This is a genomic window from Streptomyces sp. NPDC026673 (assembly GCF_040638135.1).
Classification (GTDB): Bacteria; Actinomycetota; Actinomycetes; order Streptomycetales; family Streptomycetaceae; genus Actinacidiphila.
Genome location: NZ_JBEZXR010000078.1, coordinates 20,156 through 40,966, shown reverse-complemented (window position 1 = coordinate 40,966; position 20,811 = coordinate 20,156). Strand labels below are relative to the sequence as shown.

The 20,811-nt window shown below is 73.4% G+C and carries 22 protein-coding genes; 8 read left to right on the top strand and 14 right to left on the bottom strand.

The genetic code is table 11. The features are described from left to right. A partial coding sequence (locus AB0F62_RS35105; RefSeq protein ID WP_361809041.1) for an epoxide hydrolase occupies positions 1-500 on the bottom strand: 500 nt, incomplete at its 3' end. A 229-nt stretch (positions 501-729) separates the two neighbouring features. Here AB0F62_RS35105 and AB0F62_RS35100 point away from each other — a divergent pair. Continuing rightward, a complete protein-coding gene (locus AB0F62_RS35100) occupies positions 730-3,531 on the top strand; it encodes an AAA family ATPase (RefSeq protein WP_361809038.1) in 2,802 nt (933 codons plus the stop codon). Between the two features lie 121 nt (positions 3,532-3,652). On the opposite strand, the gene AB0F62_RS35095 is transcribed toward AB0F62_RS35100, so the two are convergent. From AB0F62_RS35095 to AB0F62_RS35065, 7 genes are all read right to left on the bottom strand, one after another. After that, entirely contained in the window at positions 3,653-4,249 is a 597-nt protein-coding gene (locus AB0F62_RS35095; protein WP_361809035.1) for a hypothetical protein, read from the bottom strand. A gap of 72 nt (positions 4,250-4,321) precedes the next feature. Then, a complete protein-coding gene (locus AB0F62_RS35090; protein ID WP_361809032.1) occupies positions 4,322-4,918 on the bottom strand; it encodes a TetR/AcrR family transcriptional regulator in 597 nt (198 codons plus the stop codon). Positions 4,919-5,149: 231 nt separating this feature from the next. After that, positions 5,150-5,578, bottom strand: coding sequence for a MarR family winged helix-turn-helix transcriptional regulator (locus AB0F62_RS35085; protein WP_361809029.1), 429 nt, complete (start codon positions 5,576-5,578; stop codon positions 5,150-5,152). 30 nt (positions 5,579-5,608) lie between these two features. Then, on the bottom strand, positions 5,609-7,453 hold the full coding sequence (gene asnB / locus AB0F62_RS35080) for an asparagine synthase (glutamine-hydrolyzing) (protein ID WP_361809026.1): 1,845 nt from the start codon (positions 7,451-7,453) through the stop codon (positions 5,609-5,611). Positions 7,454-7,604: 151 nt separating this feature from the next. Further along, complete coding sequence (locus AB0F62_RS35075; protein WP_361809023.1) at positions 7,605-8,339, bottom strand: polysaccharide deacetylase family protein; 735 nt, start codon at positions 8,337-8,339, stop codon at positions 7,605-7,607. After that, entirely contained in the window at positions 8,339-9,274 is a 936-nt protein-coding gene (locus AB0F62_RS35070; protein WP_361809020.1) for a DMT family transporter, read from the bottom strand. The genes AB0F62_RS35075 and AB0F62_RS35070 overlap by 1 nt, the downstream gene beginning before the upstream one ends. Before the next feature lie 4 nt (positions 9,275-9,278). Beyond that, on the bottom strand, positions 9,279-10,112 hold the full coding sequence (locus AB0F62_RS35065) for an SDR family NAD(P)-dependent oxidoreductase (protein ID WP_361809017.1): 834 nt from the start codon (positions 10,110-10,112) through the stop codon (positions 9,279-9,281). 295 nt (positions 10,113-10,407) lie between these two features. Between AB0F62_RS35065 and AB0F62_RS35060 the strand changes: the two genes are divergently transcribed. Both AB0F62_RS35060 and AB0F62_RS35055 read left to right on the top strand, forming a co-directional pair. After that, the gene (locus tag AB0F62_RS35060) at positions 10,408-11,541 is read left to right on the top strand and encodes a galactosyldiacylglycerol synthase (RefSeq protein WP_361809014.1); all 1,134 of its coding nucleotides are present in this window, start codon (positions 10,408-10,410) and stop codon (positions 11,539-11,541) included. Between the two features lie 61 nt (positions 11,542-11,602). Further along, the gene (locus AB0F62_RS35055; RefSeq protein ID WP_361809011.1) at positions 11,603-12,745 is read left to right on the top strand and encodes a permease; all 1,143 of its coding nucleotides are present in this window, start codon (positions 11,603-11,605) and stop codon (positions 12,743-12,745) included. A 46-nt stretch (positions 12,746-12,791) separates the two neighbouring features. On the opposite strand, the gene AB0F62_RS35050 is transcribed toward AB0F62_RS35055, so the two are convergent. Both AB0F62_RS35050 and AB0F62_RS35045 read right to left on the bottom strand, forming a co-directional pair. Beyond that, the gene (locus tag AB0F62_RS35050) at positions 12,792-13,766 is read right to left on the bottom strand and encodes an alpha/beta hydrolase (protein WP_361809008.1); all 975 of its coding nucleotides are present in this window, start codon (positions 13,764-13,766) and stop codon (positions 12,792-12,794) included. A gap of 70 nt (positions 13,767-13,836) precedes the next feature. Further along, entirely contained in the window at positions 13,837-14,154 is a 318-nt protein-coding gene (locus tag AB0F62_RS35045; RefSeq protein ID WP_361809005.1) for an antibiotic biosynthesis monooxygenase, read from the bottom strand. A gap of 198 nt (positions 14,155-14,352) precedes the next feature. Between AB0F62_RS35045 and AB0F62_RS35040 the strand changes: the two genes are divergently transcribed. From AB0F62_RS35040 to AB0F62_RS35025, 4 genes are all read left to right on the top strand, one after another. Next, positions 14,353-15,240: an AraC family transcriptional regulator gene (locus AB0F62_RS35040; RefSeq protein ID WP_361809002.1), complete on the top strand. Its 888-nt coding sequence runs from the start codon at positions 14,353-14,355 to the stop codon at positions 15,238-15,240. A 58-nt stretch (positions 15,241-15,298) separates the two neighbouring features. Further along, the gene (locus AB0F62_RS35035; RefSeq protein WP_361808999.1) at positions 15,299-15,691 is read left to right on the top strand and encodes an AraC family transcriptional regulator; all 393 of its coding nucleotides are present in this window, start codon (positions 15,299-15,301) and stop codon (positions 15,689-15,691) included. A 130-nt stretch (positions 15,692-15,821) separates the two neighbouring features. After that, the gene (locus AB0F62_RS35030; RefSeq protein WP_361808996.1) at positions 15,822-16,232 is read left to right on the top strand and encodes a VOC family protein; all 411 of its coding nucleotides are present in this window, start codon (positions 15,822-15,824) and stop codon (positions 16,230-16,232) included. Between the two features lie 133 nt (positions 16,233-16,365). Beyond that, positions 16,366-16,521: a hypothetical protein gene (locus AB0F62_RS35025; RefSeq protein WP_361808993.1), complete on the top strand. Its 156-nt coding sequence runs from the start codon at positions 16,366-16,368 to the stop codon at positions 16,519-16,521. Positions 16,522-16,732: 211 nt separating this feature from the next. On the opposite strand, the gene AB0F62_RS35020 is transcribed toward AB0F62_RS35025, so the two are convergent. Then, positions 16,733-17,158 carry a hypothetical protein gene (locus AB0F62_RS35020; protein WP_361808990.1) on the bottom strand — a complete coding sequence of 142 codons (426 nt, stop codon included), beginning with the start codon at positions 17,156-17,158 and terminating at the stop codon, positions 16,733-16,735. A 113-nt stretch (positions 17,159-17,271) separates the two neighbouring features. On the opposite strand from AB0F62_RS35020, the gene AB0F62_RS35015 reads away from it, so the two are divergent. Then, positions 17,272-17,820: a CGNR zinc finger domain-containing protein gene (locus AB0F62_RS35015; protein ID WP_361808987.1), complete on the top strand. Its 549-nt coding sequence runs from the start codon at positions 17,272-17,274 to the stop codon at positions 17,818-17,820. Positions 17,821-17,896: 76 nt separating this feature from the next. Here the strand turns inward: AB0F62_RS35015 and AB0F62_RS35010 are convergent, their stop codons facing one another. From AB0F62_RS35010 to AB0F62_RS35000, 3 genes are read right to left on the bottom strand one after another with little or no spacing between them, the layout of a single operon-like run. Continuing rightward, positions 17,897-19,102, bottom strand: a complete 1,206-nt coding sequence (locus AB0F62_RS35010) for a cytochrome P450 (RefSeq protein WP_361808984.1) — start codon at positions 19,100-19,102, stop codon at positions 17,897-17,899. Positions 19,103-19,136: 34 nt separating this feature from the next. Next, positions 19,137-20,504, bottom strand: coding sequence for an FAD-dependent oxidoreductase (locus AB0F62_RS35005; RefSeq protein ID WP_361808981.1), 1,368 nt, complete (start codon positions 20,502-20,504; stop codon positions 19,137-19,139). After that, positions 20,494-20,703, bottom strand: coding sequence for a ferredoxin (locus tag AB0F62_RS35000; RefSeq protein WP_361808978.1), 210 nt, complete (start codon positions 20,701-20,703; stop codon positions 20,494-20,496). The genes AB0F62_RS35005 and AB0F62_RS35000 overlap by 11 nt, the downstream gene beginning before the upstream one ends. Positions 20,704-20,811: the final 108 nt, after the last annotated feature.

Below are 20,811 nucleotides of genomic sequence, written 5' to 3'. Positions count from 1 at the left end.
CCCCAGGCGCGGGCGATGCGCTCGGGGCCCCAGCCCTTGGCGGTGGGCTTGCCGGAGAAGCCGTAGCCGGGCATCGACGGGATGATCACGTGGAAGGCGTCCGAGGCCTTGCCGCCATGGGCGGTGGGGTCGGTCAGCGGCTCGATGATCTTCAGCTGCTCGACGACCGAACCCGGCCAGCCGTGCGTCACGATCACCGGCAGCGCGTCCTCGTGCTTGGAGCGGACGTGGATGAAGTGGATGTCCAGCCCGTCGATCTCGGTGATGAACTGCGGGTAGGAGTTCAGCTTCGCCTCGACCTTGCGCCAGTCGTACTCCGACGCCCAGTACTCCGCGAGCTTGCGCACCGTGGCCAACTGCGTGCCCTGCGACTGGTCCGCGACAGTCTCCCTCTCCGGCCACCGCGTCGCCACGATGCGGGCCCGCAGATCCTCGAGCGCCGCGTCCGGGAACTCGAACGTGAACGGCCTGATCTCCGGGTTATGAGGGGTGACAGACATATACGTCTCCTTGTTGTACCCGGCGGCCCATCGCCGCCGGAGTCCCCACAGTCGCCCCGGACCACCGGGCATCGCCCCGGGGGAAACCCCGGGGATCGCCCCGTGGCCGGACCCCGGGTATCACACACACCCCCGGAAAGCCCCGAAGGCAAGCCGAACCGATATGCGATCACATCGCACAAATGGTCTAAAATGAGCACGTCAGGCACCTGACGAGGAAGACCGACACATGGGTGTGCCCACCGTCGACGCGCAGGTCGGACTACGGGGCCGGGACGGAGAGCTGGCCGCGCTGGAGGGAATGCTGGCCACCGCACGGTCGGGCGGCAGCGCGGTCCTGGTGGTGCGCGGCGAGGCGGGTATCGGCAAGACCGCCCTGCTGGACTACACGGCCGGGCGGGCCACCGGTTTCCACATCGCCTCCATCGCGGGCATCGAGTCGGAGATGGAGCTCCCGTTCGCGAGCCTGCACCAGTTGTGCGCGCCCATGCTGGGCCGACTCCAGGAGCTTCCCGGACCGCAACGCGACGCCTTGTCGGTCGCTTTCGGCCTGCGAGAGGGCGAGGCGCCCCATCGCTTCCTGGTCGCCTTGGCCGTCCTGAGTCTGCTGGCCGGCGCCGCAGGGGACCGGCCGTTGGTCTGTCTCGTCGACGACGCGCAGTGGCTCGACGACGGGTCCCGGCAGGTGCTGGCGTTCGTCGCCCGGCGGTTGACGGCCGAAGCGGTGGCCCTGGTCTTCGCCGTACGGGAGCCCGAGGGCGCCAGTGAGCTGGCCGGGCTGCCCCAGCTGATGGTGGAGGGCCTCCGCGAGCCCGACGCCCGCGCCCTGCTGGCCTCGGTGGTTCGCGTGCCCCTCGACCCCGTGGTTCGGGACCGGATCGTCGCCGAGGCCCACGGCAACCCCATGATCCTGCTGCATCTCCCCAGCGCGCTGACCCACTCCGAACTGGCGGGCGGCTTCTGGCTGCCCGGCCGGCGTCCCACGGTGAACTGCGTCGAGCGCGCCTTCCGCCGACGCTTCCAGTCGCTCCCGCCCGACAGCCGGCGGCTTCTGCTGATCGCCGCGGCCGAGCCGACCGGGGACGTGGACCTGCTGTGGCGTGCGGCCGGAGCGCAGGGGATACCGGCGGAGGCCGCCGCACCGGCGGAAGCCGCGGAACTGGTCGAATTCGGCACCCGGGTGCGGTTCCACCACCCCTTGGCGCGCTCGGCCGTCTACCGCGGGACGCCCGCGCCGGATCGCCGGGCGGCGCACCAGGCGCTGGCGGACGCCACCGATCCCCGACTCGATCCCGACCGCAGGGCCTGGCACCGCGCCCACGCCGCCGCACGACCCGAGGAGGGTGTCGCGGTCGACCTGGAACGCTCGGCCCGCCGGGCGCAGAGCCGGGGAGGGGCCGCCGCGGCAGCCGCGTTCCTGTGGCAGGCCGCGGAGCTCACCCCGGAACCCGCGCGCCGCGCCTCCCGTGCGCTGGCCGCCGCCCAGTCCGCCATCGACGCGGGCGGGACCGACCGGGCCCTCTCCATGCTGGCGGTGGCCGAGGCGGGCCCGCTCGACGACCTGCAGCGCGCCCGGCTGGAGCGGCTGCGGGCCCGCCTGATGTTCTCCCGGGTGCGCGGCAGCGACGCGCCCAGGCTGCTGCTCGACGCCGCGCACACGCTGGAACCGCTCGACACCGAACTCGCCCGCGACACTCTGCTGGAGGCCGTCGGCGCGGCGGTCTTCGCCGGGAACCTCAGCGAGGGCCCCGGACTGCGCGACGTCGCCGAGGCGGCCCGCTCCGGACCGTCGCCCCCGACCCCGAGGACCGTCGACATCCTCTTGGACGGCGTGGCCGACCTCGTCATCGACGGCTACGCGGCCAGCGTCGACGCCCTCCGGGTCGCGCTGCGCGCCGTCCGCTGCGAACTGCGCTCCGGCGCGGCCCACGCGGACGACGAGAAGCGCTGGCTGTGGCTGGCCTGCCCGGTGACGCCCGAGCCGCTCGCCCTGGAACTGTGGGACGACGATGCCTGGTACGAACTGGCGACCGGTGCCGTGGACATCGCCCGCGACGCGGGGGCACTCGCCGTCCTCCCCATGGCGCTCAGCTATGAGGCGTGCTTCCGTGTGCACGCGGGCGAGTTCGACACCGCGGCCGCCCTGATCGACGAAGGCACGGCGATCTCGGAGGCGGCAGGCAGCGTGCCCATGATGTACACCTCGCTCCTGCTCGGCGCCTGGCGGGCGGAGGAGTCCCGGGCCCTGCGGCTGATCGAGACCGGCATCAAGGAGGCGGGGGCCCGCGGCGAGGGACGCGCCCTCACCCTGGCCGAGTACGCGACGGCGGTGCTCTACAACGGCCTCGGCCGCTACGACGACGCCCTGGAGGCCGCGACGCGCGCCTGCCGGAACGAGGACCTGGGGTTCTTCGGATGGGCCCTGTTCGAACTCATCGAGGCGGCCGCCCGCAGCGGGCGGCCGGAGGCCGCCGCAACGGCACTGGACAGGCTCACGGAACGCACGCACGCCAGCGGCACCGAGTGGGCCCGGGGCGTGGAGGCCTGCTCGCGCGCGCTGCTGAGCGGTGACGAGACCGCGGACGCGCTCTACCGTGACGCCGTCGAACACCTCGGGCGCTGCCATATCGCCGTCCACCTGGCCCGCGCGCGCCTGCTGTACGGCGAATGGCTGCGCCGCCAGAACCGCCGCCAGGAGAGCCGTACCCAACTACGCGCCGCCTACGAAGTGTTCAGCCGGATCAAAGCGGACGGCTTCGCCGAACGCGCCCGCCGGGAGCTCCTGGCGACCGGGGAGACCGCACGCAAGCGTACGGTCGACACCGCCGGCGACCTCACCGGCCAGGAGGCCCAGATCGCGCGACTCGCCAGGGACGGCCACACCAACTCCGAGATCGCCGCGCAGCTGTTCATCAGCCCGCGCACGGTGGAGTGGCACCTCGGTAATGTGTTCACCAAGCTCGGCGTCACCTCCCGCAGGCAGCTCCGTACGGCGCTGTCCACCGCGGAGCCGACGGCCCCGCGCGGGTGAGCAGCGGGCCGGCGGCCGTTGGCCGCAGGTGCCCTCCGGCACCGCGCGAATCGTCTGTCCCCAGGTGTTCTGCCCCGGCGTGGCACGCGAATTACCCGCGGCAGGCGCCGCGTCGGACCCGTCAGCCCACGGTCACCGTACGGTCGGGCCGGCCGTCCGCCGGGGAGAGCTCGATGACGTGGACCTTGTCCCCCTCCCCCGTGTCCACCGTCAGGCGGACACGGTGCGACCCCTCCCAAGCCGCCTCCCTCAGCACGGAGAAGTCGCCGTTGACGTACCCGACCTGCCAGCGGCGCCTCGTGAGGCCCGATCCCTCGTCCACGTAGACCCACCACAGGGGATCGATCATGGCCGCTCCCTCCTCGACCACGAGCCGCCGGTCGGCGCGGTCCGGCGCCGCCCTGCTCATGGTCTCCTGCGGGCCGAACCCGAGGAAGAGGACCACCGGCATGGCCACCACGGCGGCCCCGAGCGCGGCGACGACAGGGATCAGCACGCGCAGGACGCGGTTGCGCACCACGGCCAGCAGGGCCCCCGTCAGGGCCGCCAGCGCCACGAGGCCGAGCAGCACCGGATGGTCCAGGACCTGCGCCACGACCAGCAGTCCGCCCGAGCGGCTCTCCCGCCACCCGATCCACGCGCCGAGGACCATCGCTCCCGCGACCCCCACCAGCCCCGCCGCCAACCTCCGTTGACGACGGTTCACCGTCTCCGCCACGCCCGGCTCCCCACCTCGACGATCAGACCCGCACACATTAACGCCGGCCGATCATGGAACCGGTGCCGGGCATCAGCGGGAAGGACGCAGGCCGTTGACGACGAGTTCCGTGACACGGCGTGCCTGTGCCCGGCCGCCGCCACCGTCGCTGCCGCCGCCATCGCCGACGTCGCCAACGCCGTCGCCGACGCGCCAGAGGAAGCCCATCAGGAGCAGGACGTCCGCGGGGTCGAGCCCCGGGCGGACGCTGCCGTCCGCCTCGCAGGCGCGCAACAGCGCGCCGACGGCCTTCACCACGGGGGCGTACGTCTCGTCGGCGGCCTGCCCCCCCGCCGCCGCGTGCAGGGCCCCGCCGAGTCCGCGCTTGCGGCGCACGTAGTCGGCGAGCGTCCGAAACCAGGTGAGGAAGGCGTCGAGCGGGGCGTGCGCGGCGAGGACCTCGTCCACCGAGTCGACGAGGCGTTGGACGTCGTGGCGGTACACCGCCAGGATGAGCGCCTCGCGGGTCGGGAAGTGCCGGTACAGCGTCCCCGCGCCGACCCCTGCCCGCTTGGCGATGGTGTTGAGCGACGTGCCGCCCGACTCGGCGAAGGCGTCCTGGGCCACGCGGAGGATGTGCTCCCGGTTCCTGAGCGCGTCGGCGCGCCGCCGCCCGTCCGGACCGGTCACGGTGCCTCCCCTCGCCTGGGTCGTGTGCGGCGGAGCCCGCTCCGCCGCGCACGGGCGACGACGCGTCCGGACGTCCGGCCCACGATCCACGATCCGACATCCCGCGCAGGACTCTCCGCTGGGAGCCTACTTCCGGGAGGCCTGCCGCTCACCTGCTGCGCACGCCCCCGACGGCGAGCCGAACGGCGCCGGGGCCGGCTCTCCCGCGCGGAACGCGCGCGCGTGCCCGCGTCAGTCGCGGTCCGTGATCCGCCGCAGCAGGCGTCCCGCCTCCAGGATCGTCCGCACCTCGTCCGGCTGCAGGGAGCCCAGTCTCGTCGCGAGGGCGCCGGCCTCGCCCCGGCCCGTACGGAACAGCTCCCGCGCACCCCGTGCGGTCATGACCACGCGGGTGGCGCGGCCGTCGGCGGGGTCGGCCTCGCGGCGGACCAGTCCCGCCCCCTCGAGTTGGACCACCGCGGCGGTGACCGTCGGCTGGGTGCACGCGGCACGCTCGGCGAGGACCCCGACGCGCGAGGGGCCGTACTGGTTCAGCAGGGCCAGGACGATGAGCGGGGTCGGCTGCAGCCTCGGCTCGGGGCCCGACCGGCGCAGCAGTCGCAGCAGGCGGTGCAGGGACACCACGAGGTCCAGTGCGTCGTCGTCACCGACCGCCGCCATCGTCCGTCCCCTCGTGTCGTCTCCGTCGGGTCAGGGGACCCCGATGGTGGGCGAGTACAGATCCATCCACAGCGCCAGGTCCAGCGCGCGTTCCAGGCCGTGCCGGGCGGCCTGGGTGCTGACGGGCGTGTCCGTCCGGACCGCGTCCTCCAGCCAGGTTCGGCTGACCAGGTCGAACACCGGGTGCGACGGCTTGGCCAGCAGGTCCTTCGCGTTCTCCTGGAGCGCCACGAAGTACTTCGGGTCCTGGGTGGAGGGGTAGGGGCTCTTGACCCGGTCGTAGACCGAGCGGGGCAGCAGGTCCGCGGTGGCCTCGCGCAGCAGGCTCTTCTCCCTGCCGTCGAAGGACTTCAGCGCCCAGGGGGCGTTGTAGACGTACTCCACCAGGCGGTGGTCGCAGAACGGCACCCTGACCTCCAGTCCGACCGCCATGCTGGCGCGGTCCTTCCGGTCGAGGAGGATGCGTACGAAGCGGGTGAGGTGGAGGTGGCTGATGACGCGCATGCGGTACTCGAAGTCGCTCTCGCCGTCGAGGCGGTCGATGCCGGCGACGGCGCGGCGGTATCCGTCGTGGACGTACCCCTCCAGGTCCAGGGACTTGCTCAACTGTTCGGTGAGGATGTTGCCGTCGTCGCCGAACGCCGCCGTGAACCGCACCAGCCACGGGAAGGTGTCGGCCCTGCGGGCCTCCTCGTCGAAGAACTGCTGGTAGCCGCCGAACACCTCGTCCGCCGACTCGCCCGACAGGGCGACGGTGGAGTGCTGCCGGATGGCCTTGAACAGCAGGTAGAGCGAGGAGTCCATGTCGCCGAGCCCGGCGGGGATGTCCCGGGCGCGGACCACCTTGGAGCGCACCTCGGGGTCGGCGAGCTGGTCGGAGTCGAGGACGATGTCCTGGTGCTCGGTCCCGCAGAGGGCGGCGACGTCGTGGACGTACGGGGTGTCGGGGGTCGCGCGCAAGGTGTCGGGAACGAAGTTCTCGGTCTGGCCCACGAAGTCGACCGCGAAGCTGCGCACGGTCTCGCCCTGGCCGGCGAGCTGCCGTGCCGCGATCGCCGTCATCGCCGAGGAGTCCAGGCCACCGGAGAGCAGGGTGCAACGCGGCACGTCGGCGACGAGCTGGCGCCGCACGATGTCCTCGAGCAGTTCGCGCACGCGCGCGATCGAGGTCTCCTTGTCGTCGGTGTGGGCCTTGGTCCGCAGCGACCAGTAGACGTGGGTGCGGATGCCGCCCGGCCCGACGGTGACGACGGTGCCGGGCTCGACCTCGCGCATGCCGTCCCAGATCGCGTGGCCCGGCGTCTTCACGAAGGCGAAGAGCTCGCGCAGCCCGTCCAGGGTGACCTGCCGGGGGACGAGCGGGTTGGCCAGGATCGCCTTGGGCTCGGATCCGAACAGCACCCCGTCGTCCGTCGGGTAGTAGTAGAAGGGCTTGATGCCCATGCGGTCGCGGACCATGACCAGCTTCCGCTCGCGGCTGTCCCAGATGGCGAAGGCGTACATGCCGTTGAGCCGGTCGGCGACGCCCTCCCCCCACTCCAGGTAGCCGTGGAGCACCACCTCGGTGTCGGAGGTGGTGGTGAAGCGGTGGCCGCGCACGGCCAGTTCCTTGCGCAGTTCGGTGAAGTTGTAGGCCTCACCCGAGTACACCATCGCCACCGTGCCGCCCGCGGGTGCCTCGGCGCTCATCGGCTGCCGGCCGCCCGGCAGGTCGATGATCGCGAGCCTGCGGTGGCCGAGCGCGGCGGGCCCGTCCACCCAGGTGCCGCGATCGTCCGGCCCGCGGCAGGCCATCGTCTCGGTCATGGCGTCGACCGTTGCTTGCTCGTTTCGCAGATCCCGTCCGTACGAGACCCATCCGGCGATTCCGCACATGCGTCTGCCTCCGGCTGTAGCCGTGCCCGACCGTCCTTCACGGCGTTACGGATCGGTGGGCCCTGGCCGGCTCCGCGGCGCGAGTCTGTTCACTCTCGGTGATATGTATCGGGCATCTATCTATCGAGTCTGCGTCGGCCCCGGTCGGGCGTCAAACGCCCGGACCGCCCCCGTGCTCCGCGAGGGGACCGACCGTCAGGCCGGCCTCCCGGCAGGCCGCGACCAGGGCCGGAAGCACCGCCAGGGTGGTCCGCCAGGAGCCGGGGGCCGATGCGTGGTCGCTGTCGTGGAGCAGCACGGTGGCGCCGCCGCGCAGATCGGGCCGGAGGGCCGCGAGCACGGAGGCCGGAGTGGCGTCGGCCGTCCAGTCGCGGCCCCAGGCACTCCACAGGACCGGGGTCAGCCCGGCCCGCGCGGCCGCCGCCCAGCGGCCGCCGGTGAGGATGCCGTACGGCGGCCGGTAGCGGACCGGCGCGGTGCCGCAGGCCTCGCGGATCGCCCGGACGGCGCGCGTGAGGTCGGCCAGGTCGCGCGCGGGCGCGGGCAGCCACGGGCGGTTGTGGGTCCAGCCGTGGAGGGCGATCTCGTGGCCGCGCAGGGCGGCCTCGCGCACGATCTCGGGGTGGCCGTCCACGCGGGCGCCGAGGACGAAGAAGGTGGCACGGACCGAGAGTTCGTCCAGGGCGTCCAGGAAGCGCGGGGTGGAGTGCGGGTCGGGCCCGTCGTCGAAGGTGAGGGCGACGTGGTCGGCCCGCCCGATGCCGGCCAGGGCGGGAAGGACCCGGCGGCGCAGACCGGGCAGCCAGGTCGCGGCCGGGACGACGTGGGTGGCCGCCAGAACGCCCGCCGCCACGGAGGTACGGCGGGCGACCCCGCCCCGGCCCATCACGGACCCCCGTGCGCGGTGCGGTGGCGGTCGCCCGGTGCCCGCGGCCGGTGCGCCCCCGGCACGTCCCACCCGCCGGCCACGGCGGGTGAACGGGACAGCCCGACGGCGCCGACGGCCATCAGGGCGACGCCGGCCGCCTCGGGCACGATGTGCGCCCCGAGCGCGATCCGTTCCTCGAAGAGCACCCAGCCCAGCGCCACGCTGACCACCGCGTCGCCGATGGTCAGCGCCGGCTGCGACGCCGCGAGGCTGCCGGCCCGCAGGGTGACCTGCAGCAGCAGGAGGCTGAGCAGCCCGACGGCGCCCACCGCGTACAGCTGCCAGGAGGCGAACACCGCCGGCAGGCCGTCGGGGACCCGGCCTGTGACGTCCTTGATCAGCGCTGCGGTGCAGGCGAAGGAGGCCGCCGTCGCGCACCCCAGCACGCAGGCCCGCGCCCCGCCGGTCAGGGCCCGCCCGACGAGCCACAGGAGGAGCACCACCAGGGCGAGCGGCACACCGGCGCGGGGCCAGGCGCCCGGCGAGGCCACGGGCTCGCCGGCGGACGGCGTCGCGGCACCGAGGAACAGCGCCAGTCCGCCGGCCAGTGCCAGGAACCACAGCCAGGTCGCGCCGTCCGGGCGCCGGGAGAAGGCGAGGCTTCCGGCCATCAGGGTGAACAGCAGCTCGGTCGCCATCAGCGGCTGCACCACGGACAGCGCTCCCACCGCCAGCGCGGTGGCCTGCAGGGCCCCGGAGACCACGAGGGCGGCCATCCCCGCCGCCCAGAAGGGCCGCCGCACCAGTCGCCCGAGGTGCCGCAGCCGCCCGCGCACGCCGTGCGCCGCGCCCTCTTCCTCCTGCTGCTGAAGGGCGGCGCGGCGCTGCAGCGCGGAGGCCGCGCCGTTGGCGAGGGCCGCCAGCAGTGCCAGCACGACGGTGAGGACGGGCACCGTGTCATCCGTACTTGCCCGCGAGGCGCCGGTAGACCCACGGCATGACGCCGCGCACCGCGACCGGGATCCGCAGCCAGCGGGGGACGTACACCTCGTCCCGCCCGCGGCGCACGGCGTCGCTCACGACCCTCGCCACCCGCTCCGCGGGCATGGGACGGGGACGGGAACGGGTGTAGGCGACGCCCCGCGTCGCGAAGAACGGCGTGTCGACGACACCCGGGATGACATGGGTGATCCGCACCCCGCTGCCGGCCAGTTCGTAGCGGAGCGAGTCGGCGAAGGCCCCCAGCGCCGCCTTGGCCGCGGAGTAGACCGCCTCGTCACGGACGCCGACGCTGCCCGCGAAGGAGCCGATCAGCACGATGTGGCCGCTGCGGCGGGCCAGCATGCCCGGCAGGACGCGGCGGACCAGCTTCATCGCCGCGACGACGTCCACCATGAGGATCCGCTCGATGACGGCCTGCGGCATCGAGGCGAAGGGGCCCGCCCAGCCGATGCCGGCCCCGGCCACCAGGAGGTCGATCCGGCCACCGGTCACGAGCTCCGCGTCGCGCACCAGGCGGCCGGTGCCGTCGGGGTCCTCCAGATCGGCCGGCAGCGCGGTCCCGGAGGTCCGCTCCGCGACCGCCCGCAGCCGCTCGTGGTTGCGGCCGCTGACCAGCAGCCGCCACCCCTCGGCGGCGAGGCGGTCGGCGATCGCGGCGCCGATGCCCGACGACGCGCCGGTCACCAGGGCGACCGGGGCCGGCCCGCCGGCCCGGTCCACCGGGTCGTGCGCGGTCCTGCCGCGTGCCGCCTTGCCGCCGGAGACCGCTTGGGGAGGGTGAGAGGTCATGGCATCGCTTTCTGTCCCAGCCGCTGCCGCATCGCCGCCCGGGTTCACCGGTGCGGCTCCCCCGGAGCACGTCCCCCTCCGGTCTCAGTAAACCGCCCGATCGCCGGACCGGCTCTGTGGGCGGCCCGGCCGGGACCTGCGGGTGCGCCCCTGTCCGGCGTTGCGGACATCTCGTTTCAAGACGTGACAAACCGGATAGACCCGAGTAGTCCGCAACTGGTGTACGAGGTGATCACGTGCCGGATGTGCTCGCAGCAGCTCCCCCCGTCTCCTCCCGGCGGGACGCGGTGGCGCGGTGACGCACGCCGAGCGGGCGGCCCCTCCGCCGCGACGCTTCCTCGTGCTGAGCGCCGCCATGGGCGCCGGTCACGACGCCGTCGCCGACGAGCTCGTCGCACGGCTCACCGCCCGCGGCGGGCAGGCCCGCCGGGCCGACGTCCTCGACCTCCTCCCGGCCCACGCCGGGGCGGCGCTGCGCTCGTTCTACCGGGCCACCGTCCTGCACCTCCCGCTGCTCTACGCGGGCATCTACGCGGCGTTCCTGCGCCCGGGAGGCGCGCATCGCACCCCCGGTCCGGCCGGACTGGCCGGGCTCGCCGAGCGCGGGCTCGCCGAACTCGTCGGCCGCGAACGGCCGGGGCTGGTCGTACCGGTGTTCCACCTGGCGGCGCAGCTCACCGGCCGGATGCGGTCCCAGGGCGCGCTGACGGTGCCCAGCGCGGTGGTCGTCACCGATTTCGACGTGCACAGCCAGTGGCTGCACCCGGGCAACGACCTGTACTGCTGCCTCACGGAGCCCGCCGCCCGCCGGGTACGGGAGGCCACCGGCCGCCCGGCCGCCGCGACGGGTCCGCTGGTGGCCTCCCGTTTCCTCGCGCCCGCGCCCGACGCCGCGCTCTGGCACCGGCTGTTCCGCTCCCGGGCACCGGACCGGCCGGTCGTCCTGCTCTCCGCCGGTGCCTGGGGTGCCGGCACGCATCTGGCGGACACCGCGGCGCTGCTGGCCCGGGCCGGCTTCCTGCCGGTGGCCCTGTGCGGCCGGAACCGCCGGCTGCGGGCCCGGCTGTCCCGCGTCCCCGGAACGCTCTCGCTGGGCTGGGAGCAGGACATGCCGGGTCTGATGAGCGCGGCGGACGCGCTGGTGGACAACGCCGCCGGGCAGACCGCCCTCGAAGCCCTGGCCATGGGACTGCCCGTCGTGGGCTACCGCCCCATCCCGGGCCACGGCAAGGCGGGGGCCCGCCAGATGGCCGCGCTCGGCCTGACCCGGTTCGCCCCCGACCCGTGGACGCTGATCGACGCCCTCGACGGTCTCACCCGTCCGCGCCGCGCACACCGCGCCCCCTCGCCGGCCGCCGCGGCGCTCTTCGCCTCCGACACCGCGGCCCACCTGATGGCGGCCTGCGTCCGGGACCCGGTCGCGGTCTGACCCCCGATCGGCGGCGGTGTGGCGCCGCGCCCGCACAGATGCCCGACGGGAGACTGCGCGCATGGACGCCCTACTGCACGCCCTGTCGATCACGGGCGCCATGACCTGGGACATCACCTGGGCGCTGATCCTCGGGTTCGCGCTCTCCGCCGTCGTCCAGGCCGTGGCGCGCAAGGAGGGCGTCGTCGGCCTGCTCGGCGACGACCACCCCCGGACCCTGGTGATCGCCGCGGGACTGGGCGCCGCGTCCTCCTCCTGCTCGTACGCCGCCGTGGCCCTGGCCCGCTCGCTCTTCCGCAAGGGCGCGAGCTTCACGGCAGCGATGGCCTTCGAGATCGCCTCCACCAACCTGGTCGTCGAACTCGGCGTCCTGCTGGCCCTGCTGATGGGGTGGCAGTTCACGGTGGCGGAGTTCGTCGGCGGACCCGTCATGATCGTCGTCGTCGCGCTGCTCTTCCGGCGGCTGCTCCGGCCGGGCCTGCTGCGCGAGGCCCGCGCCCAGGCCGACCGCGGGATCGCCGGCTCGATGGAGGGGCACGCCGCGATGGACATGTCCGTGCGCCGCGAGGGCTCGTTCGCGCGGCGTCTGCTGTCCCCCGAGGGCTTCACCGCCACGTCGCACGTCTTCGTGATGGAGTGGGCCGCGATCCTGCGCGACCTCGTGCTCGGGCTGCTCATCGCGGGCGCGGTCGCGGCCTGGGTGCCGGACTCCTTCTGGCAGGCCTTCTTCTTCGAGGGGCACCCGCTCGCCGCCAAACTGTGGGGCCCGCTCATCGGCCCCCTCGTCGCCATCGCCTCGTTCGTCTGCTCCGTCGGCAACGTGCCCCTGGCGGTCGTCCTGTGGACCGGGGGCATCAGCTTCGGCGGCGTGGTCTCGTTCATCTTCGCCGACCTGCTGATCCTGCCGATCCTCAACATCTACCGGAAGTACTACGGGCGCCGCACGGCCCTCCTCGTCCTCGGCACGTTCTACGTCGCCATGGCCGTCGCGGGCTACGTCGTCGAGCTCCTCTTCGGCGCACTCGGGCTGATCCCCGACCGGTCGAGCGCGCACGTCCCCACGGGCGGCGTCCACTGGGACTACACGACATGGCTCAACATCGCGTTCCTCGCCCTCGCGGCCGTCCTGCTGGTCCGTTTCCTCACCACGGGCGGCCGGCGGATGCTGCGCATGATGGGCGGCTCACCGGCGGCGGAGCGGTAGCCGTACCGCCCCGTCCGGTGCCGGTGAGCCGCCGTGGCGGTGGCCGCTACGGGGCCGTGGCGGGCACCGGCGCCAGGATCCGCCCCAGCCAGTCGCCGCGCGCCCGGCGCGCGGAGGCCGAGAGGGCCGCCCCGGGGAACAGGGCGTCGAAGCCGTGGAAACCGCCGGCCCAGACGTGCAGTTCGGCCTGGCCCCCGGCCTCCCAGATCCGGGTCGCGTAGGCGACGGCCTCGTCGCGGAAGACCTCGGCGGAGCCGGCGTCGACGTACGCGGCCGGCAGGCCCGACAGGTCGCCAGCCAGGGCGGGTGACACATAGGCGGGCACGGCGTCCTCGGGGAGGTCGCCCAGGAGCGACCGCCAGGCGAACGCGTTGCTCTCGCGGGTCCACACACCCGGCTCGCCGGAGAACTGGCGGCTGGAGGCGGTGACGCCGCGGTGGTCGAGCATGGGGCAGATGAGGACCTGGGCGGCCACCGACGGGGTGCCGCGGTCGCGCGCCATCAGGGCCACCGCGGCGGTCAGGCCGCCGCCGGCACTGGCGCCCGCGATGACGATGCGCTCGGGGTCGACGCCCAGTTCGCCGGCGTGATCGGCCACCCACAGCAACCCGCGGTGGCAGTCCTCGGCCGCGGTGGTGCCCGTGGCCTCCGGTGCGAGCCGGTAGTCGACGGAGACGACGACGGCGCCGAACCGGTCGAGCCATTCCAGGGGGATGTCGATCTGCGAGAAGCGGTCCCCCATGACCATGCCCCCGCCGTGCATCCAGTAGACGCACGGCGCCCCCGAGCCCGGACCGGTGCCGGCCGGGGCGAAGACGGACAGCGCGATCCGTGCGCCGTCCGGACCCGGGACGACGACTTCACGCCGTTCGACCGCCCGCCCCTCCAGGAGAGGTTCGAGCGGGGTCGGCGGGATCAGGCGCAGTTGGGCGAGCAGTTCCGGGGTGAGCCGCTCGACGAGCGGCATGCCGTCGAGCAGTGCGCTCAGTTCGGGGTCAAGGCCGGGGCGTGCGGGGGTCATGGTCGATCCTTTCGGTGGACGTTCGTCGGTCGGGGGGTGGTCTGTGCGGCCCATGGGGCCCGCGCGCGCGTCAGAGGGCGGCCTTGCCGCCGACCGGGACGTAGTCGGTGTACGGCGATACCGCCGCGACGAGCTCCTGGACCCGCGCCACCATGGCCTGCGCGGCCTTCCCGGCGAAGATCCGGTGGTGGTCCTCCTCGCTCGTCCAGCCCTCGGTGACGTGGACGACGTCGGGCTCGGCGGCCGACCGGCAGACGAGATAGACGAGGCAGTGCTCACTCGCCGCGGGGTTGCCCTCCTCCAGGCCGGTCAGGAGCAGCTCGACCAGCCGGTCGCCCATCGTGGGCCTGGCGGTGATGGTGGCGTTGAACCCATAGCCGACGCTCATGGCCGTACTCCTCTTCCAACGGGATGCATGGATGCCGATTCCTCTCCGGGGCGGGTGCATCGCTGCACCGCTCCGGAAGGTCGCTGATTTCATTCGACTGCTTCAGGGGGCCATGGAGGTAGAAGGAAGCTCGCCTTCTCTTGCACGATCCTCCCGTTCACGGGAATCACCGCCGGGATGGTGTGCTGAAATCGGGGTATGGGATTCGACGAGCTCCGCGCCCTGCTCGCGCGGCACGTACGAGACGACGCGACGACCGACATCGACGGCCTGCACATCGCGAGGATCGACCGGCCGGGGCCGCCGTCGGCGTCGATGACCGGCACGGTGCTGGCGGTCCTGGCGCAGGGTGCCAAGCGCCTGGCGGTGGGCGACCGGGTCTACGAGTACCGTCCCGGCACGTACTTCGTCGCCTCGGTCGACCTGCCCGTCACCGGCCACTTCTTCGACATCGGTCCCGACCGCCCGGCCCTCGGACTCGCCCTCGTCCTGGAACCTTCCCTGATCGCCGATCTCCTGCTCCACGCCGGCCCCGGAGACCTCCCGCGCGCCGCCGCGGGGGCCCCGCCGGGCATCGCCGTCGGTGACATGTCCGCCGAACTGCTCGACGCGCTGGTCCGCCTGCTGCGGCTGCTCGACCGGCGGCGGGACCGGGCGGTGCTGGCCCCGCTCGTCACACGGGAGATCCTGTGGCGGCTGATCAGCGGGGAGCAGGGCGCCGTCGTACGCCAACTCGGCCTCGCCGACAGCAGCCTGAGCCACGTCGCGCGCTCGGTGCGGTGGATCCGCGAGCACTACGCGGAGCCGTTCCGCGTCGAGGATCTGGCCCGCAGATCCGGGATGAGCGCCTCGGCCTTCTACCGCAACTTCCAGGCGGTCACCGCGATGAGCCCCATCCAGTTCCAGAAGCAGATCCGGCTGCAGCAGGCCCGGCTCCTGCTGGCCGGCCACCCCCACGACATCACCGGGGTCGGGCACCGGGTCGGCTACGACAGCCCGTCGCAGTTCAGCCGCGAGTACCGCCGTCAGTTCGGCGTACCGCCCAGCCGGGACACCGTCCGCACCGCCGTGACCGCCCTGCCCTGAGCGACCACTGGACCGGGCTCCGCGCGGTGACACCCCCGGCCTGTGGTCTCATGACACCGTGAGCCGCGCCGCAGAAGAGACCAACCGCCGCATGCTCCGGGCGCGGGACGCGATGGACCGCGCCTACGCGCAGCCGCTGGACGTCCCCGCCCTGGCCCGGATCGCCCATGTGTCGGAGGCGCACTTCACGCGCACCTTCCGGGCCACCTTCGGCGAGACTCCGCACCGCTATCTGCAGCGGCGCCGCGTCGAGCGGGCGATGTTCCTGCTGCGGGAGACCGACCGCAGCGTCACCGACATCTGCTTCGAGGTCGGCTTCGGCAGCGCCGGCACCTTCAGCCGCACCTTCCGCGACATCGTCGGCAGGTCACCGAGGGCGTACCGCAAGGAGGCGACGGTCATGGACGTCCCGACGTGCTTCGCGAAGGCGTGGTTGCGACCGCACGCCTGACCGCGGCGGGCCCGGCGGAGGGCCCGGCGGAGGGCCCGGCGGAGGGAACGTCGGCAGGAACGCCGGCGGGGGCCGCGACCGAGCAGTTTTGGATAAGTTTTCGTCCGGCCCGCGCAGTAGCGTGATGTCCATGTTCAACGCCATCACGCACTCGCAGATCTACGTCCTCGACCAGGACGAGGCCCTCGACTTCTACGTCGGCAAGCTCGGCCTGGAGGTGAACGCGGACGTCGACCTGGGCTTCATGCGCTGGCTCACGGTGAGCGTCCCCGGGCACCCCGAGCGCCAGATCCTGCTGGAGAAGCCGGGCCCGCCGGCGATGTCCGAGGAGACCGCGCAGCAGGTCCGCGAACTGGTCACCAAGGGCGCCATGGGCGGCCACCTGATCTTCAGCACGGACGACTGCCGCAAGACCTACGAGACGCTGCGCGGCCTGGGCGTCGAGTTCACCGAGGAGCCGACCGAGCGCCCCTACGGGATCGACTGCGGCCTGCGCGACCCCTTCGGCAACAGCATCCGCTTCACCCAGCCGAAGGCCTGACCCTGCCGCGGCCTCCGGGCCGGACGCCTGACCGGCGGCGGCTCCGGCGACGGCTCCGGCGGCCGCCCGCCGGTCCCCCTCGGTGATCACCGGATCTCCGTGAACGACCGGCGGGGCGCGCCGAGTTGACCCGGTGTTCGATGTCGCCGGACACGACCTGCCCGGCATGAACGCCGCCACCCGGCTGCGCCATCAGCGCCGCGTCGCGGGCTTCGTGTGGCAGCAGACCGCGCGCAATCCGCTCCCCTGCCTCACCGCGCCGCAGAACGTCGTCCTCCCCATCGCCTGAGCGCCTGGCCGGACGGCGGCTCGGCCATCGCCGTCGCGCCGGCCAACCGCGCCTCACTCGTACCGGCCGACGAGCCCACCGGGCAGCTCGACTTCGCCGCCGCGTCATGCTCGCGCTCGAACCGGACCACATCGCCGTCCGGCCGGACCGGTCCGACCGGTCCGACCGGCCCGGAGCGGACTCCTGGCGGACTGACGAAGAGCCCCGCGGCTCACGCGGCCTTGAAGGGCTTCCGGTAGGACTTGCGCAGGGATCCCGCGGCGACGGGCAGGAGCGCGGCGAGCACCTTGCCCTTGAGAGTGCCGGGGGTACGGGTGAGCTCGACGTCGATCCGGGTGCCGTCCCCCTCGGGGGTCAGCTGGAAGATCCAGCCGCCGCCGGGCCCGAACACCTTCGAGTCGTGCGTGACGATGGCGACCCTCCCCCGCTCGGCGTCCCAGTCGTAGCGCGCCCGCTCCCAGGCCGACGCGGTGCCCTCGGTCACCTCGGCCCAGGTGTCGCCGATCGCGTGCACCGTGAGGTGCTCGGCGTCGATGGTGGGCCAGTTCTCGGCCCGCGCGGGACCGAAGTCGGTGAGCACCGCCAGCGCCTCGGAAGGGCTGAGCGTGGAGATCAGGTGAAAACGTACGACAGCCATTGCGGCGTCCCCCACATCATGAGTAACCGTTCTGAACGGTGACGACCGTGTCACGTGGCGAAGTCACCTGTCAAGCCAGTGACGAATCGCGGATCACCGGTTAGAGTGGTGATGTGAATCATGCCTTTCCCTGCGGGACGCTCGCCCTCGACTTCCTGGGCACGCTGCGCGCACGACGCAATGCGGTGCCCAGGGAAATGCTCACGTCGCCAGGGCTCCTCGACTCCTGGTTCGTCGAGTCCCGGATGCTCGACGGCGAACCCGGTTCCGACGCGTCGGACCTCGCGGCGGCCGTGGAACTGCGGGAGTCGATCTACGCCCTGGTCGTGGCGCGGCTCGACGGCGAACCGCTGCCCGCCGCCGCGGTCGCCGCGGTCAACCGCCACGCCGCACAGGCCCCCGTCGTCACGCAGCTCGGACCCGACGGCACCAGCCGCTCCGGTTCGGCCTCTCAGGGCCTCGCCGCCCTCGCCCGCGAGACGGTCGAGATCATCGGCGGCGATGACGGGGCACTCCTGCGCGAGTGCGCCCGCCCGGAGTGCACCCAGGTCTACCTCGACCGTTCCCGGGGCCACCGGCGCGAATGGTGCGCGATGAGGACCTGCGGCAACCGCGTCAAGGCCGCCGCCTTCCGCGCCCGCCACCGCACCGCGGGCGCATGAGGCCGGCGACCCACGTGATGCGGACAGGCGCCGCCGATCGGAACGAGCGCGGCGGCATGACCTCGTCGCCGGGCCCTCAGAACCTGACGGTGAGGTGACGGGGCCCGCGCAGCATGGCGTTGTGGCGGTAGGGGGGCGGGTCCTGGAGCAGGGTCGCCGTGCCGAGGCCGGGGAGCAGCGCTCCCAGCGCAGTCTGGGCCTCGATGCGGGCGAGCGGTGCGCCGTAGCAGAGGTGGACGCCGCTGCCGAAGCCGAAGTGCTCGTTGTCCTCGCGGGCGGGGTCGAACCGTTCCGGGTCCTTGAACCGCAGAGGGTCACGGCTGCCCGAGGCGAGCGCGAGGATCACCGACGTCCCCTTCGGTACGACGGTGCCCGCGATCTCCACGTCCGCGAGCGGGATGCGCTCGCGCAAGTGCACCGGCGGCTCGTACCGCAGCAGTTCCTCCACCGCCTCCGGCAGCAGTTCCGGCTCCCGGCGCAGCCGTTCCAGCTGGTCCGGGTGGCGCAGCAGCGTGAGCACTCCGTTGGTGATCAGGTTGACCGTCGTCTCGTGCCCCGCGATGAGGAGCAGGATCGCGGTCACCGCCAGTTCCTCGCCGGTGAGCCGCAGTTCCGGATCCGGTTCGTTGACGAAGTCCGAGAGCAGGTCGCCGGTGGGCCGGCCGCGGCGCTCCTCGGCGAGGCCGAGCAGATACGCGCCCATCTCCATCTGGGCCGTGCGGCCCGCCTCGGCCCGCGCCGCGGTGTCCTCGCCGGGGCTGATGTCGGCCGAGGCGACCAGCAGGTCGGTCCACTCCCGGAAGCGGGGCTCGTCCTCGCGCGGGACGCCCAGCAGCCGGCAGATGACCGTGACCGGCAGCGGGTAGGCGAGGTCGTCGACGATGTCGACGTGCTCGCGGCCCCGGAGCCCGTCGACCAGCTCCCCGCTGATCCGGGCGATCTCGTCCCGCATCGCGTCGATCCGACCGGGGCTGTGCGGAGGACCGAACGGGCGCATGGCCAGCGTGCGGAGCCGGTGGTGCTCGGGATCGTCCAGCCGCAGGAACGGCAGGTGCCGCGTCTCGTCGGACGACGGGGGAGCCGGCGTGGTGCGGTTGCGGGGGTCCGCGCTGAGCCGCGGGTCGTGGAGCAGGCCGACGATCTCGTGGTAGGTGCCGACCAGGTAACTGCCGTCCGTCTGCCGCACCACCGGCCCGGCCGCGCGGAGCTCCGCGTACAACGGGTACGGGTCGGGGCGGCTGGCGTAATCGGTGATCCGCTCCAGCAGGGTCTCGGCGGTCATGCGTGGTGGCTCCTCGTGGATGGGCGGGGGCGGATCACCCGGCGGGCCTCGCCAGGACCAGCCGCCGGTCCGGCAGGTACCCGGTGAGCGCGACGGTGGGACCGTGCGACAGCCGGCTCGGGTCCGGCACATCGGAGGGGAGGACGACCTCGGCCGCCAGACGGCGGTCCGACGCGCCCGGCGGGGGCGGGAACGGGGCGGCCGTCTCGATGAGGCGCTCGTAGTACTCCAGCGACTTGGCCATGTTGACCGTGACCGCGGCGGTCAACCGGCCGCGGTAGCCGTAGGCCATCACCAGGCGGTGTTCCTCCAGCGAACCCTGCGCGACGACCACCTGGTCGGAGAAGGTGGGGACGCCCACCGACTTGATGTTGTAGCCGAACTGGCTCGACCAGAACGTCGGGACCGCGAGGTGCGGACGCCGCAGCGGTCCCGGACTGATCATGTTGTGGGCGGCCACCTCGGCCTGGTCCACCGCGTTGCGCCAGTGCTCGAGGGAGAGCAGCTGGTACTCGTACAGCGGGTGCGGGAAGCGCGAGACGTCACCGGCCACGAAGACGTCGTCCGTGACGATGCCGTACATGGTGAACGCCCGGCACCCGGCGTCGCAGGCGATCCCGCGCGGATCCGCGGCCAGCCCCGACTCCGTGAGCCACTCGACGTTGCGGACGGCGCCCATCGCGACGACGCACACGTCCGCGTCGACGCGGGTGCCGTCCGACAGGTCGGCGCCGGTGAACCTGCCGTCGCCGCGCAGCGAGGTGACGGTCACGCCGCAGCGCAGGTCCACACCGTGGGCACGCTGCATGGCGGCGGCGAGCTTCGACAGCGTCCCGCCGAGCGCGCCCACCAGCGGGGCGGGGCCGCGTTCGGTGACCGTGACCTCCAGACCGCGTTCGCGGCAGACGGACGCGATCTCCGAACCGGTGAAGCCCGCGCCGATCACCAGCACCCGGCGCGGCCCGGCGGCCAGCCGCTCGGCCAGGCCCGCGGCGTCGTCGCTGGTGCGCAACGTGAACACACCGTCGAGGGCGGCCTCCTCGGGAACGGGCCAAGGTCGCGCCCGTGTCCCGGTCGCGATCAGCAGCCGGTCGAACGGCAGCGACGATCCGTCGCCCAGCAGGACCCGCTTCCCGACCGGGTCCAGCCCGGTGGCACGTACCCCCAGCCGCCACTCCGCCTCCGGATCGCGGCGCATCGGCAGCCCGGTGGCGTCCGCCGACACCTTGCCGAGCAGCACCTGCTTGGACAGCGGCGGCCGGTCGTACGGCGGATGGGGCTCGTCACCGACGACGGTCAGCGAACCGGCGAAGCCCTCCGCGCGCAGCGTCTCCGCGGCCCGCAGTCCGGCCAGCGACGCGCCGACGATCACGATCCGGCCCTCCAGGAGGTCAGCGGACACCGGCGCTCACCCCCTCGCCCACCAGGATCGCCTGGACCGGGCACGCAGCGGCGGCCTGGCGCACGCGTTCGTACTGGTCCTCCGGAACCGCCGGGTCGTACAGCAGGGCCTCCTCGCCGTGCAGTTCGAACACGTCCGGCGCAAGGAACACGCACTGCGCATAGCCTTGGCAACGGGTGAGATCCACGACAGCGCGCATGCCCCAGCCACTCTCTCCGGCCTTCTGATGTCCCTCCATTCGTAAACCCTGCGGGGCCCGGGCGCGCGCTCGGCTACTCCGCCGGAATGCGTCCCCGCCTCGGCGGGG